Source organism: Solirubrobacter phytolaccae (assembly GCF_027587195.1).
Classification (GTDB): Bacteria; Actinomycetota; Thermoleophilia; order Solirubrobacterales; family Solirubrobacteraceae; genus Solirubrobacter; species Solirubrobacter phytolaccae.
Genome location: NZ_JAPDDP010000165.1, coordinates 1 through 859 on the forward strand (window position 1 = coordinate 1; position 859 = coordinate 859).

1 pseudogene is annotated in these 859 nt (G+C 79.5%); it reads left to right on the top strand.

Features of this window, described 5'->3' with window-relative positions:
- Positions 1 to 859 (top strand): annotated as a pseudogene (locus tag OJ997_RS36245) (hypothetical protein); the annotation flags it as partial.

Genomic DNA, 859 nt, shown 5'->3' on the forward strand with positions numbered 1-859 from the left:
GCCGACGCCGCTCCCGCCGCGGACGCCGCGCCTGGCGCCGACGCCGCGCCTGCCGCGGACGCTGCTCCGGCTGCCGACGTCGCTCCCGCCGCCGACGCCGCCCCGGCCGCTGACGCTTCGGCCCCGGCCGACGCGACCGGCGCCGCTTCCGCTCCCGCGGGCGACGCCGCTCCGCAGGCGCCGCGTGGCGACCGTCCCCCGCGTCAGGGCCAGGGTCAGGGTCGCGGCGACAAGCCCGAGCGGCCGCGTCGTCGCCGGCTGACCGCGGCTGAGCGTCACCGGCGCACGTTCTTCGCGAAGCTCACGGAGCTCCGCAAGGCCGAGCAGGCCGCGCTCGAGGCCGGCCTCGAGCCGCCGTCGGACGACGAGGCTCCGGTCGAGGCCGTCGCCGAGGAGACCGCTGCCGAGGAGCAGCCGGTCGCCGAGGGCGCCACCACCGAGGAGCAGCCGCAGGCCGCTCCGCAGCAGCAGGCGCCGCAGGCTCCCGCGACCTCGCCGTCGCGGTCCTCGCGCGCCCAGGCGCGTCTCGCCGCGGCGATCGAGCGTGTCGGCGGCCCCGACGCCGTGCTCGAGGCGCTGCAGCCGAAGCGTCGCGACGACGGCGAGACCATGAAGTGGTCCTCCGTCTGCGCCGAGCAGGCCCAGGGCGTCAAGCCCGGCGACCCGATCTTCACCGCCTGGGTCCGCCTCGCGGCCACCCCGGTCCGTGACGTGAAGGCGATCGTCAACCCGCGTCCCGTGTACGACAACCGCGGCGGCGGTCGCGGTCGCGGCGGCCAGGGCGGCGGCCAGCGCGGCGGCGGCCGCGGCCAGGGCGGCGGCGGCTACGGCGGAGGCCGTGGCGGCGGCGGTTACGGCG